At 38.9% G+C, this 13,560-nt stretch carries 11 protein-coding genes; 6 read left to right on the top strand and 5 right to left on the bottom strand.

What is annotated here, in order from left to right; genetic code table 11:
- From AC1DPQ_RS04205 to AC1DPQ_RS04195, 3 genes are all read left to right on the top strand, one after another.
- Positions 1-1,225 (top strand): beta-N-acetylhexosaminidase (locus AC1DPQ_RS04205; protein ID WP_477608076.1); only part of this gene is annotated, 1,225 nt, incomplete at its 5' end.
- A 24-nt stretch (positions 1,226-1,249) separates the two neighbouring features.
- The gene (locus tag AC1DPQ_RS04200) at positions 1,250-2,752 is read left to right on the top strand and encodes an alpha-L-fucosidase (protein WP_477582822.1); all 1,503 of its coding nucleotides are present in this window, start codon (positions 1,250-1,252) and stop codon (positions 2,750-2,752) included.
- Between the two features lie 674 nt (positions 2,753-3,426).
- Positions 3,427-3,702 carry a hypothetical protein gene (locus tag AC1DPQ_RS04195; protein WP_477582824.1) on the top strand — a complete coding sequence of 92 codons (276 nt, stop codon included), beginning with the start codon at positions 3,427-3,429 and terminating at the stop codon, positions 3,700-3,702.
- Between the two features lie 335 nt (positions 3,703-4,037).
- Here AC1DPQ_RS04195 and AC1DPQ_RS04190 read toward each other — a convergent pair whose 3' ends face one another.
- On the bottom strand, positions 4,038-4,820 hold the full coding sequence (locus tag AC1DPQ_RS04190; protein WP_029280385.1) for an HAD-IIA family hydrolase: 783 nt from the start codon (positions 4,818-4,820) through the stop codon (positions 4,038-4,040).
- Between the two features lie 192 nt (positions 4,821-5,012).
- Here AC1DPQ_RS04190 and AC1DPQ_RS04185 point away from each other — a divergent pair, with 192 nt between their 5' ends.
- Positions 5,013-5,546, top strand: a complete 534-nt coding sequence (locus AC1DPQ_RS04185; RefSeq protein ID WP_477581360.1) for a hypothetical protein — start codon at positions 5,013-5,015, stop codon at positions 5,544-5,546.
- A gap of 18 nt (positions 5,547-5,564) precedes the next feature.
- Here the strand turns inward: AC1DPQ_RS04185 and AC1DPQ_RS04180 are convergent, their stop codons facing one another.
- The 4 genes from AC1DPQ_RS04180 to AC1DPQ_RS04165 form a co-directional block, all read right to left on the bottom strand.
- Positions 5,565-6,293 carry an esterase family protein gene (locus AC1DPQ_RS04180; protein WP_477581358.1) on the bottom strand — a complete coding sequence of 243 codons (729 nt, stop codon included), beginning with the start codon at positions 6,291-6,293 and terminating at the stop codon, positions 5,565-5,567.
- Between the two features lie 66 nt (positions 6,294-6,359).
- The gene (locus tag AC1DPQ_RS04175; RefSeq protein ID WP_477581356.1) at positions 6,360-6,947 is read right to left on the bottom strand and encodes a GDSL-type esterase/lipase family protein; all 588 of its coding nucleotides are present in this window, start codon (positions 6,945-6,947) and stop codon (positions 6,360-6,362) included.
- A gap of 331 nt (positions 6,948-7,278) precedes the next feature.
- Positions 7,279-8,364, bottom strand: coding sequence for a fatty acid desaturase family protein (locus tag AC1DPQ_RS04170; RefSeq protein WP_477608074.1), 1,086 nt, complete (start codon positions 8,362-8,364; stop codon positions 7,279-7,281).
- A gap of 334 nt (positions 8,365-8,698) precedes the next feature.
- On the bottom strand, positions 8,699-8,869 hold the full coding sequence (locus AC1DPQ_RS04165; protein ID WP_215129139.1) for a hypothetical protein: 171 nt from the start codon (positions 8,867-8,869) through the stop codon (positions 8,699-8,701).
- A 429-nt stretch (positions 8,870-9,298) separates the two neighbouring features.
- Between AC1DPQ_RS04165 and AC1DPQ_RS04160 the strand changes: the two genes are divergently transcribed.
- Together AC1DPQ_RS04160 and AC1DPQ_RS04155 are read left to right on the top strand one after the other, a co-directional pair.
- Positions 9,299-11,905, top strand: coding sequence for a DUF7133 domain-containing protein (locus tag AC1DPQ_RS04160; protein WP_477608072.1), 2,607 nt, complete (start codon positions 9,299-9,301; stop codon positions 11,903-11,905).
- A gap of 38 nt (positions 11,906-11,943) precedes the next feature.
- The coding region (locus AC1DPQ_RS04155) for a heparinase II/III domain-containing protein (RefSeq protein ID WP_477608071.1) at positions 11,944-13,560 on the top strand (1,617 nt) is incomplete at its 3' end.

Raw genomic sequence — 13,560 nt, 5'->3', positions numbered from 1 at the left:
GCTGCAATTGGCGCTAACCAATAAAAACACCCAGCTTCCTGCTGTAGAAATAAGTGATGCACCGGCTTATGGCTGGCGTGGCTTTATGCTCGACGAATCGCGCCATTTTTTTGGCAAACAAAAAGTGAAATCCATTTTAAACTGGATGGCTTTTTATAAACTAAATACTTTTCATTGGCATTTAACCGATGAGCCTGCCTGGCGCCTAGAGATTAAAAAGTATCCAAATTTGGCCCTTATTGGCGGTATTGGTGATTATTTAAACCCCAATTTGCCAGCACAGTTTTACACACAGGCCGATATTAGGGAAATTGTGGCTTACGCTGCTGAACGCTACATTAAAGTAATACCTGAAATTGATATGCCCGGACATGCTACTGCAGCCAATAAAGCCTATCCAGAATACTCAGGAGGCGGTTCAATAGGGCATCCAGAGTTTACCTTTAACCCTGGCCTGGAAAAAACCTACGGTTATTTAACCGATATTCTAAAAGAAACCAATGTGCTTTTTCCTTCGGGATTAATCCATTTGGGAGGGGATGAAGTGAGCTACGGAAATGAAAAATGGAAAAGCAATCCAGATATTTTAAAACTCCGCGAGCGTGAAAAGCTTAAGGATGATGCTGCGGTAGAACACTATTTTATGAAACGTATGGCCGATTCGCTCTACCAATTAAATGCCAAGGCTATTTTTTGGGATGAAATGGCCGAAGCCGACCTACCCAAAGAGAAAACCATTATGTTTTGGTGGCGCCAGGAAAAACCTGCTCAGCTTCGCACTGCTTTAAGTAAAGGTTATCAAACAGTTTTATGCCCACGCTTGCCATTGTATTTCGATTTTGTTCAGGATAGTACCCATCAATACGGTAGAAAATGGAATAAATTATATAGTCCGATTGAGCAGGTATATCAGTTCGATGCACAGTCTTTTGCCGAAAATAAAAAAGAAAAACAGCTTATTTTAGGTATACAGGCAAACCTTTGGACAGAAACAGTAGATAATGACAACCGTTTAGATTATTTGCTTTTTCCGCGGATTGCCGCCCTGGCAGAGGCTGCATGGACGGCGCAAAATCATAAAGATTTTAAAACCTTCAGTAATAATTTAACCCAGCACCTGGCGCTTTATGGCAAAGCAGGAATTTATTATTATCATCCCTCAAAACCTTTACAAAACCCAGAAATACCGGTTAAGAGAAAGAAGCCATTAAATTATAAAGATTAACACGCACACGAATAAAATTTGAATATGAAGAATATATTAAAGTTTGCCTTGGTTACCCTTGCTGCTGTAGTTGTAGAACACCCTGTAGATGCGCAATGGACAGGGCCGAAGAGCAAGCCTACAAAAGAAGTTGAAGTTAAATACGGAACCCTAACACCGCCAAACCGTACCGATGCCGATATGGAAGCCTTTCGCAGTTATGGTTTAGGGCAGTTTATCCATTGGGGAATTTATTCTATCGCGGGTAACGAATGGAATGGGGTAAGTGCAAGGGGAGGTGCAGCAGCATCAGAATGGATCCGATCCTGGGGCGGGCCTACAGCGCCAAAAGATTGGGCCAAAACTTACGATAACCTGTACAAACAGTTTAACCCGAAAAACTTTGATGCTAAACGCTGGGCTAAACAAGCTAAGGATATGGGCGCGAAGTATGTGATTTTTACCACCAAACATCATGATGGCTTTGCACTTTGGCCAACCAAATATTCTGATTATAATGTTTCTGCATCGCCGTATAAAAAAGATATTGTAAAACAGATTGTAGATGCTTATACCGCCGAAGGTATTGATGTATATCTCTATTACTCGATTTTAGAATGGAATAACCCAAATTATATGGGGAAAGCTCCAAAAACAGACGAAGAGAAAGAAAAATTCGGTAAATTTTTAGCTTATACCCGAAACCAGCTTTTAGAGCAACTGGATAACTATCCGAAAATTAAAGGTTTCTGGTTTGATGGTACCTGGGATGCCTCGTGGAAAAGTGCCTACGAATTTACCTACAATTTAGAAAAAGAACTCCGAGAAAAACATCCTGGATTAATTATTGGCTCGCGTTTCCGTAACGATGAACATGGCTCAAGACACTTCGATTCGAATGGTAATATTTTAGGCGATTACGAACAAGGCTGGGAGCGTAAGTTACCTGCAGAATTTGAGTGGTTAAACGGTAACGATTGGGATGCGGTAATGACTATCCCGCCAAACGGTTGGGGATATATGAAAGATTGGTCGGGGATTTATACCAAAACTACCGACGATTTATTGGATATGCTGATGCGTTCGGTATCAATGAATGGCAATTTTGTACTAAACTTTGGACCCGATGGCAATGGAAATATGCATCCCGAAGAGGATAAAATTGCAAAGGAAATTGGCGAATGGATAAAAATAAATGCCGAGGCGGTATATGGGGCGCGCCATGCTGCATTAACCCCTTCTAAATTAGGTTACTTTACTCAAAAAGCCGATAATCTTTATTTAACTGTTTTTAACCAACCCGTAAATGGCATTGTGCGTATTGCGGTGCCTAAAAATGCCAAACAAGTTCCCGGTACAGCTGCGCTTTTAGTAAACAGTAAGAATTTAACCTTAAAACAAGCAGACCTTGGTTTGGATCTGGATAAGAATACCTATTACGATGTAATACTGCCAAAAGATTTTCAATCCAACAAAGCATTTGTAATTAAAATGAAACTGGTGGCGCCAAAAGCAAAAGCAGCAAAGTTAATGGATGCTAAAATGTAGCCTGGATGAATGGTTTTTTCTTAAATGTTTTAATACGATTTATAGTAAACCGTGCGGTTGTATACTATCAAACCATGCTGTGCGATAAATGGAAGTAATGGCCGAGAGGGCATAAACCGGGTTTTGACAGGAAAATTTAAATGTAAACGACAAGGTAATGAATAGGTTGATTAGTGCCCGAATTTTACCTTCTATGCTAAGCGTACTTTAGACTGGTTATCTGATGTTACGCCTGGTAAATACATTTATTTGGTTAGTTAATGATTGCGTAGCGATGGATGTTTCTACGCGATCTTAATCCTAACCCCGTGGGTATACATCCATATCAGAATTATCAAATCAAATAATCCTTAAGCCTGATATCTTAATATAAATCACGGGTACGATAATATAAATCATGGGTGCGGTAATATAAATCGCAAGTGCAATAATATAAATCGCGGGTGCGGTAATATAAAACGTGAGTGCAGTAATATAAAACGTGAGTGCAGTAATATAAATCGTGGGTGCAGTTATATAAATCACACTATTGGCTTGATACATTTAATATTGTATTAAACCGGTGTCGTAACCTTAACAATTTAATAACGCTAACTAACTATCTTACTAATAACATCGGTTCATCTTTGTTAAAAGATCCTAACCAAATAATAGGATAATTTAAGCACAATGATATGAGACTGATTTCTTGCGTAGCGCTTTTAATGGTTATACCGGCAGTTGGGCTTTTAACCAAAGCCAATAAATTTAGTGAAGATAAAAGGCCTGAAGCCCCAGTGCATGAGCATATTGTAAATGATTCAGCTTCATTAAAATTGTTTAAACCTATTGGTATGGCTGCTAAGCTTGAGGCTGCACCTGTTGTATTTACAACTGATTATCGGTTGAGTTTTTTTAAGCCTGTGTATCTCCACTCAACCCCTTTATTTACCATTCATAAAATAAAGTAGCGCAGCCGCGCTAAGAAAAATATGGACAGGAGGTCGTTATTAGAAGTAGACTTGGCTCATTAGTCGCTTTCATGTCTGAAAAGCTGGCAGATCATGTGGTGTCAGATATTTCTATCTGACACTCTATTTAGTATTTAATTCGAATTCTGTGTTTTTCATAGGCTGTATTATAAATATAGATTTGTCATCCTGAGCCTGTCGAAGGACCTGTTTAAATATCCCGAAAGGCGTTTCGACAASCTCAACGTGACAAATTCGAATGGAAATTACAAATATGATACAGCCTGCAATTTTAATCGACTTTAGATTAAGGACTTCAAACTAAAGACCCCAAACTATTTACCTTCCCACCAGGCTAAAGGAAACTTAATTTCATCAACGGAGCTTGCAATCATGTCGGGTTTAAAAGCATAATGCCCTAAAGTATCTTTGCTTGAGATACCCGAAAGTACCAGAATGGTTTTATAGCCCATTTGTACACCTCCTTGTATATCAGTTTCCATGGTATCGCCAATAACCGTAGTTTCACTGGTTTCTAATCCTAAAAATTTACGTGCCGAGCGCATCATCACGGGACTTGGTTTGCCTGTAACAAACGCTTTTCTGCCGGTTGCTTCCTCAATCATGGCAGTGGTTGCGGCAATGCCTAAATTATTCCACCCTGGTTTTTTGGGCGATGGATCTCTGTTGGTAGTAATAAATTTAGCTCCCGCAAGAATCATATCAACAGCACGCTGCACCATTTCGAGCGTAAAGTTTCTACCTTCTCCCAGCACAACAAATTCCGGATCGGTGTTTACCAAAGTAATACCATGATCGTGTAAACTGCTTAGTAAACCGCCTTCTCCCAATACATACGCGGTACCATTCGGGCTTTGATCGGACAGAAATTTTCCAGTAGCCATCGCACTGGTGTATACATGACTTTCTTCTACCTTTATACCTAATCCTTTAAGTTTGCGTACTACCTCCAAAGCTGTTCTCTGACTATTGTTGGTCATAAATGCAAAAGGAATATCTTCATCAATTAAGTTCTTAATGAATTTATCAGCACCAAATATCAATTCTTCCCCGCTATAAATCACCCCATCCATATCTATTAATAATCCTTGTTTCATGTTTTGTAGATTTAATCTGTTTATGTGCAAACTTAATATTTTCTTGTTCAATCAATGTTAAAATAAAGTCTTTTGAGCATGGAACGCTAAATAATTTTAAGCAATTTTCTTGTTAATTTATTTAACATAAACTTAATATGCAGGCTGTAGCGTCACTCCAACAAGTTACGTATTTGTATAAAATACTAAATAATGAAAAACGCCTTCAAACCAATTGCCATTCTTCTTTTAATCGCATTGAACACTTTGTTCGCCTGTAAAAAGAAAACCGATGATCCGACAGACTTTACAGTAGATGACAAAAACTTAACCGACTGCCCGCAAGGTTCAACCTGCTATTTTCAATATGTTAATTATGCCTCGCTTGTAGATAATCAGCTCACCTTAGCAACAGGCCAGTACCGTGTTTTTTGGACAAGGAGCGAGGGAAATTATGCTTCAAGGATTTTGTATTTTCTTGCTCCAATGACAGGTGATCGGTTCTTGTTGAAAGACAAGGATGTAGCTGAGGGCAGGGTGAAATATGTGTCCGGTTGCCCTTCATGTAATTCAATCGGTTCATTAAGAGCTATTGCTGGGGCAGTTAAAGGTGTAAAAATTGCTAAAAGTAATGCCGGATATGAAAAGTGGCTGTTAGAATCGAATATTGTGTTGGCTTTGGAAGGTAGTACAAGGCCACTAGATACAATATACATTAAGCAATATTATTATGCTGCCGTACAGTAATAATTAAGTTTATAGATTCTAGATGTATATAGGCGCCATTTTTCGCCAGTAATGGGGGCGGTGCGCGTTGCTCTCCCAGGTATGAAACTGATTGGGGATACCTTTCTCCCATAACAGGCTGCTTAGGTGCTGGTTTCCACTCAAAAATGGATCAGTTTCGCCCACAGCAAGAATAATTTCCATGTTTCGAACTGCTGATAGCAATCGATCATCGTTTAGGTTAGCAATATACTGCGCTGGCATATTAAAATAAACTTTTTCGTCGTGAAACCCGTTCAGTAGGTCTCTAAAATCGCCTATACTGTCTGTAAGGTCATATCTGCCGCTTATGCCAACGGCTTTTTTAAATAACCAGGGATATTTCATAGCCAGGTTTATAGCATGGTAAGCGCCCATACTACAGCCTGCGGTTTCTATGTAATCGCCATCATTTTTCTGATAGATAAGCGATAATACTTCTTCGAGGAGATATTTTTCATATTGTAAATGCCGGTCTATGCGTACCGATGGAAACACCTCATCGTTATAAAAGCTTTCTCCATCTATACTATCCACGCAGAAAATTTGGAGTTCGCCATTTTCAATCTGTGTACTTAATGAAGCTATAATTCCCCAGTTTTCGTAATCGTAAAACCTGGCCATACGGGTGGGGAAAAAGATAACTGCTCTTCCGGCATGACCGAAAACCAATAATTCCATATCCCGTTGAAGATGATGGCTGAACCACTTGTGATATTCCCTGTTCATTGGCTTCAATTCTTTTGCGGAAAATTAAGGCATGTATGTTATCGGGATATTAATTAAGCGTAATGATTAACCTAATTTCTCTTTAACAGTAGCTGCCCACAAACGATAACCTTCTTCGCTCAGATGCAATCCATCGTGATCGTAAAGTGCAGGGTCTGGATTGCCTTCTTTGTTGAGCATTTTCTTAAATACATCAATAAATTTCCAATTGCTATTGAGTTTAATGATTTCGCTTTCGATAAGGTTATTGGTATATCTAAACTGATCGGCCATTTGCCAGCGGGTAAGACTGGGTTTTAGCGATATAAAATAACAGGGTAATATGCCAAACCGCTGGTTAACTTTAACCATGAGCTGCTGGAAAAAGATAAATATCTCTTCAGGGTTTCTGCCATCGCCAAGATCGTTATCGCCTGCATATACTACAAGTGCCTTCGGCCTGTAGTCTATCATAATCCGCTCAAAAAACCATACACATGCTGCTAACGTAGAGCCGCCAAAGCCTAAATTGGTTACTTTCATGTCATCAAAATCATCTTCGAGACTATTCCACAACCGGATAGATGAACTGCCATAGAAAATAACACCAGGATGCTCCCGATCTAAGCGATGCGCCCTTTCCAATTGTTTAACTTCTTCTTCGTACCAGTACATATGGTTAAAGATAAAAAGATCTGCCTGTTGAAGGAATGTATTGTATGTTAAGTTTATGTTATTAGGTGTTGTTTTATTGGTTCATTAGTCATTTGTTCATGCGTATCGCACAATTTTACAGGCGCTCAAAACTTAATGCCCTAAACTTCTTAATGATGAAATAAATAAGATTTAAAGACTTTTCCCTTTAAGGGGATAAGAATATTAAGATCAAATTTGCATGATCTTAATGCCCTAAACTGCTTAATGATGAAAAAATAAGATTAAGGATTTTTACCATTAAGGGAATAAGAATATTAAGGTTGAATTATCGCCCTTAACTTAATAGCCACTAAATTGTTTCCGGTTGTCCCATTCTCTTTAGGATGCGGTAATGGGAGCGAAGTGCCGATAAGAAAGTGCTGTTTTCATGATAGGGCAATCCAAATTCTAACGCAGTTTGTTTTACAATGATGGAGATCCGTCCATAATGAACATGGCATATTTTAGGGAAAAGGTGGTGTTCTATTTGCCGGTTCAATCCACCAAGAAAGAATGCTGAGATTGGCGATTGGGTTGCAAAATTAGCTGTAGTTCGCATTTGGTGTTCGGCCCAGGCTTCTTCCATATTGCCTTCTGCATTGGTTATTGGAAAAGTTGTTCCTTCCACCACATGAGCAAGTTGGAAAACGAGTCCCATGGTTAAGCCCTGAGCCATGTGTAACACCACAAAACCGATTGCAATCTGCCACCAGGCAAGCGGTATAACCAGTATCGGTAAACCAATAAAAATAAAGTAGTACAGAAACTTATAGAAAAAGAGGTTAAAGTATTCAACCTTCGGATGCTTGTTCTGGCAGGCACCCACACTTTTTTGAAAAAACTTTTTATAATCTTTACGAAACACCCAGGAAAGCGAAGCCAGGCTATATAAAGGGAAAGCATACCATTGCTGGAAGCGCTGGTGTGGTTTTAATTCATCTTCTGTACAGATGCGTATAAGGCCTGGTGCTACTTCTATATCTTCGTCATGGCCCGGTATATTGGTATAGGTATGGTGTACCACATTGTGGGTAATGTTCCACACATACGGATTGGCGCCAACCATATTAAAAAGAAAACTGAAAAAAGAATTGATGCGTTTAGAACTCGAAAACGCACCGTGAATGGCATCGTGGCAGATATTAAAACCAATAAATGCACAAGTTGCACCAAGTAAAATGGTAAGTCCCAAAAGTATAGTGCTATGCACGTTTAAAAGGAGTATGGAAAAGTAAAGTGCCAGAAATAYAGTAAGGAAAAGAAAGGCTTTAAACCACATCAGCACATTGGCATTGATACTTCTATTGTTTTCTTTAAAGTCGTTGTTTACTCTGCGGCGAACTTCCGAGTAAAATGTATTCCCTGTTAAACATGGGAATTTTGCTTTTGATTTCATGATCCTGTGCGCTAATCTACCCCATGTACGAGGTCGATAACTCCAAGTTCATTAAGCTTTATGTATAACCTGGCTAATTGGCCAAGCTTAGTTATAAACGTAAACTACTGTGTTTTAGTTTTCGGCGAAGATAATAAATTAACTGTGATGCATCTGGCAATCATCTTAAATAATTACAACTTTCTTAACAAGAAAGTAAATAATTTACTTTCAATGGCTGTATCAATAAATTAATAATGAGATGAAAGCAAAAAGAAAGGGTAAAATATTGGTCACTAATATTTTAGCTCCAGATTATATTCAATCGGAGAATTCAATTTAATTAAGACACAGACTACTCGCTGTAGTTCCTCTTACTAGCAGCATAAATATGGTACCAAATGTAAAAAATCCATATTAATACCACTGTGCTATAAACCAATTCGGGTTCAAATGAATCCTTGGTAATTAACAGTGCAATGGAGGAGATCAGGGCAGTCAGGAAGAAATAAAGAATATTTTTCATAACGTACTGATTTAATGAATGTTGGATTTAGTAAATATAATAAAATATCTCGTTTGGAGCAAGAGTTTTACGAAATAATTTACCTGATTCTGATGAAAGCGGTTTTTTATCTTATTTATAAGGCGTTTTTTCTTCATTTAATTTGTGTTTTACTTGTTGTTATGCATAATTATAGCGGTTTGAAGCTTATTTAGTTGTCCATAGTAATTAGTTTGAATTGTTGCTTTAATTAATACGGATCTTTATCAGGATAACGTCTGTGAAGTTGTTTTACTTTAAAATGAAGTAAATAAGTTTAGCGGCTAGTAAGTAAAAGTGTTAAATGGTTAAGAATTAAGTTGAAATGCACAAAATTGTGGCACAAGAGAATTTATATTTTTTTGTAAGTTTACGCGGCACAACCAATCAAGAAACCAATAACACACACAAATGATTAAATTTTCTTTAAGCTTAATTTCTTTTACACTAGTTTTTTTTGGATTAAGAAACTTCTTTAGCGAACCAAAAATACAACGCGTATCACCCCCTGAATTAACGATAACCAATTTCGCAGGACCTGATGTTACACCCAGCCCAGCCTGTTTAGCCGTAGCGCCAACCGGAGAAGTATATGTTGGTGTTGATATGATCGGCTCTTTAGGCAAAGATCCTGGTAAAGGTCATATTCTTAAATTGATAGATAAGGATAACGATGGTAAAATGGACGAACATGTAGATTTTGCCGAAGTGGATAATCCACGCGGTATTATTGTTCAAGGTAGCCAGGTATATGTATTACATACCACTTTTTCTAAAGAAACAAAACAGGCTACAGGCATGAATTTAGTAGTTTTCGAAGATAAAGATGGCGATGGAAAAGCCGATGGACCCGAAAAACCGCTTATAGAGCATATCAGTAATGCCAAATATATCCGCGAACGTGGTACCGACCATGCTACTAATGGCATTAGAATGGGTATTGATGGATGGATTTACATTTCCGTTGGAGATTTTGGATTCCATGATGCGGTAGATCGTTCAGGTAAAAAACTAACTATGCTAGGTGGTGGAATTATGCGTGTTCGTCCTGACGGAACTGAAATGGAAGTATATACACATGGTACACGTAATGTTTATGATGTTGCTATTGATCCTTACATGAACGTTTTTACCAGAGAAAATACCAATGATGGCGGTGGATGGAACGTTCGTTTCTCGCACCATATACAATCTGGAGAATATGGTTACCCTGTGTTATTTCAGAATTTTACCGACGAAATTATTCCTGCGCTTGCAGATTTAGGTGGAGGATCGGGTACCGGTGCATTGTTTATGGATGAACCGAACTGGCCTGAACAATATAACCATGTACCAATGATGGCCGATTGGGGCAGAAGCATGCTTTATATTCATAGAGTTACCACTGATGGCCCAACCTTTACGCAGAAAGATGAAGAGTTTATTAAACTTCCTCAGATTACCGACCTTGATGTAGACGGTTCAGGAAGACTTTATCTATCGGCTTGGGATGGCGCTGGTTATTCTGGCAGCCCGAATAAAGGCTACGTTGTTCGGGCAGTGCCAAACAACTGGACATACAAAGCTTTTCCTGATGTTAAAAAAGCTTCAATTAAAAAACTAACTGAGCTACTTAAATCGAATAGTGCGGTAGGCCGTTTAACCGCTTCGCAGGAATTGGTTTTGCGCAACAATAAACAAGCTATTGCAACGGCCTTAAAAGTGGCTTCCGATCAAAGTTTAGCGCTTGATGTCCGTATAGCCGGTATTTATACCTATGCACAGCTCACCAAAGAAAACGGTATTGCAACTTTAGTTGAATTTACTAAAGATAAAGCAGTTAAGGAATTTGCCTTAAAAGCACTTGCAGATCGTAAAGCCAATATAGACAAAGTACCAGCTGAGCCATTTTTAGAAGGTTTAAAGGATCCTTCTCTTCGCGTTCAGGCTGCTTCGATAATTGGTTTAAACCGTTTGGGCAGGGCAGAAGTTGCCAATGTGCTTTTACAAACGAAGGTGCCTGCTTCATTTACAGTACCTGCCAAAGGTACTGAAGGTCCTCATGCAACGCCAAATTCAGCCATTATTTTGCCTCACTTAGCTGTTAGGGCCTTAGTTGATCTTCAGGCGGTAGATGCTTTGCTTGCTGCAGTTAAAACTGAAAATTCTACCCTTGCACTTTGGGCATTACGTTATATACATACCGAAAAAGCGGTTAACGGACTGATCGAAAACTATAAACAATCGACAGATGAAAAATTAAAACAGCAGATCCTGGTTACCTTGGGCCGTTTGTATAAAAAAGAAATTGCCTACGACGCTTCTTGGTGGTGGGGTACACGTCCTGATTCTCACGGACCATACTTTAAAGCTGTTTCATGGGAAGGTTCTCCTATTATCGAGAAATTCCTGAAAGAAGAGGCTACGAAAGCCGGAGCACAGGGAAAACAATTTTTCGTTGATTTAAATGCGCGTCAAAGGATGGATATCCCTGAGTTTGCCGAAGAAGAAAAAGTAGCTGCAGCTGAAGAACCAAAAATTGATTTAGATAAAATCAAAAACAAAAAAGGTCAGGTAGGTAAATCATCTATCGAAGATGTATTGTTGGCGATCAATAAGTTACAGGGCAATCCGTTGAAAGGAAAAAATATTTTCAACAGTCAGGGTTGTATTGCCTGTCATAGTTTGAGCAAAAGCGAGAAAATGAAAGGCCCTTTTATGGGGCAGATCGGCTCTATTATGAGCCGTGAGCAGATTGCAGAATCGATATTAAAACCTAATGCTTCAATTTCTCAGGGATTTGCTTCAGTAATGATTACCGCCAAAGGCGACCATACCTATATGGGCTTTATCACAGAAGAAACGGCTGCCAAAGTAGTGATTCGTAATATTGCAGGAGAAGTTTTTACCATCAAAGTGGGCGATATCCTGTCGAGAAAAGAAATGGAAACTTCGATGATGCCAGAAGGCATGGCCAATTCATTATCATATGAAGAACTGGCTTCATTAGTTTCTTTCTTATCTGAACAGAAAAAATAATTTCTCGTAGTAAAATTGATAAGTATGATCTGTAAACCATGAAGAAAAATCAGCTTATCACAATTATATGTACCATCATAACCTTGTTTTGCTCAACGTTTGCAGTAGGGCAAAACAAGGAAATTGATTCAACTTTTAAGATGCCTTCGCATCCAAGGTTATTGATAAGTCATGACCTTGAAAAACAGATCTTAGAAAATGTAAAACGCGACGCGAGGTTTAAACAAATCCATCAAGCCATACTATCAGAAGCAGATCATGTTTTAAATAAACCCGTATTAGAGCGGGTGATGATCGGAAAACGTTTGCTTGATGTATCTAGAGAAGCACTTAAAAGGATTTATTACCTCTCTTATGCTTTTAGGCTTAACCATGATAAAAAGTATGTAGCCAGAGCAGAAAAAGAAATGCTGGCAGTTTCTGGTTTTAAAGATTGGAACCCAAGTCATTTTCTTGATGTGGGTGAAATGACAATGGCTTTATCAATAGGTTACGATTGGTTATATCAGGATTTACCCCAATCAACCAGAAGTATAGTCGCACTTGCCATTCTCGAAAAGGGAATACAGCCTTCAACAAACAATAAGTACAATAACTGGTTAAATGTTACCAATAACTGGAATCAGGTTTGTAATGCGAGTATCTCGTTTGGTGCAATAGCTACTTTCGAAGAACACCCGGCCTTATCGGCGAAACTGATTAACCGGGCAATAAAAAGTGTAATCCTACCCATGCAACAATATGGTCCCGATGGTGCTTATCCGGAAGGTTATGGCTATTGGGAATACGGCACTTCTTTTAATGTAATGTTTATCAGTGCTTTAGAAGGTGTTTTTCATCAGGATTTTAATTTAAGCGCTCAGCCAGGGTTCCTTAAAACAGCTGATTATCTGGCTAATGTGACCGCTCCTTCAGGAAAACCTTTTAATTATTCAGATAGTAGAGCGGTGGCAGAATTTAATCCCGCACTTTTTTGGTTTGCATCGAAACTGAACGACCCTGGTTTACTTTGGGTAACTAAAAAACAGCTTGATGAACAAATGCCTTTACAGAATAGATTACTGCCATCGGCAATGTTGTGGGGAGCAAAACTATCGCTTAATAACATTCAGCCTAAAACTGCACACTTTTGGATCGGAAATGGCCCTAATCCAGTTGCTTTGATGCGGAGTTCGTGGACAGATCCGCTGGCTACTTTTGTGGGCTTTAAAGGTGGCTCACCCGGCGTTAGCCATGGTCATATGGATGTAGGCTCTTTCATCATGGAATCGCAAGGGGTGCGTTGGGCAATGGATTTTGGGATGCAGGAATATGAATCGCTCGAATCGAAGGGTATTAATCTTTGGGATACTAAACAAAATTCACAGCGCTGGAAAATATTCCGCTATAATAATCTCGCACACAATACACTTTCCATTGATAGTACTTTTCAGCTTGTTAAGGGCAATGCTGCTTTCATCAGTAGCGCTAATAATGGCCTGTTTATGAATGCTGTTGCCGATCTGAGTAGCTTATATGCTGATAAACTAAAAAAATCAATTAGAGGGGTGGCCTTGATCAATAAAAAAACAGTACTGATCCGCGATGAAATAACCGTGGGAAACACTGATGTAACCCTTCGGTGGTCGATGGTTACACCTGCTACAGTACACATT

This window comes from Pedobacter sp. 01T416_2 (genome assembly GCF_056398925.1).
Note: the sequence above shows the minus strand (reverse complement) of the source record. Positions and strands in the feature narration are given on the sequence as shown.

What these genes read in the sequence shown, in the direction of transcription:
- AC1DPQ_RS04195 (WP_477582824.1), top strand. Translation starts at nt 3,427, where the DNA reads ATGAGACTGATTTCTTGCGTAGCGCTTTTAATGGTTATACCGGCAGTT.
- AC1DPQ_RS04160 (WP_477608072.1), top strand. Translation starts at nt 9,299, where the DNA reads ATGATTAAATTTTCTTTAAGCTTAATTTCTTTTACACTAGTTTTTTTT.
- AC1DPQ_RS04165 (WP_215129139.1), bottom strand. Translation starts at nt 8,869, where the DNA reads ATGAAAAATATTCTTTATTTCTTCCTGACTGCCCTGATCTCCTCCATT.
- AC1DPQ_RS04190 (WP_029280385.1), bottom strand. Translation starts at nt 4,820, where the DNA reads ATGAAACAAGGATTATTAATAGATATGGATGGGGTGATTTATAGCGGG.
- AC1DPQ_RS04180 (WP_477581358.1), bottom strand. Translation starts at nt 6,293, where the DNA reads ATGAACAGGGAATATCACAAGTGGTTCAGCCATCATCTTCAACGGGAT.
- AC1DPQ_RS04200 (WP_477582822.1), top strand. Translation starts at nt 1,250, where the DNA reads ATGAAGAATATATTAAAGTTTGCCTTGGTTACCCTTGCTGCTGTAGTT.
- AC1DPQ_RS04175 (WP_477581356.1), bottom strand. Translation starts at nt 6,947, where the DNA reads ATGTACTGGTACGAAGAAGAAGTTAAACAATTGGAAAGGGCGCATCGC.
- AC1DPQ_RS04185 (WP_477581360.1), top strand. Translation starts at nt 5,013, where the DNA reads ATGAAAAACGCCTTCAAACCAATTGCCATTCTTCTTTTAATCGCATTG.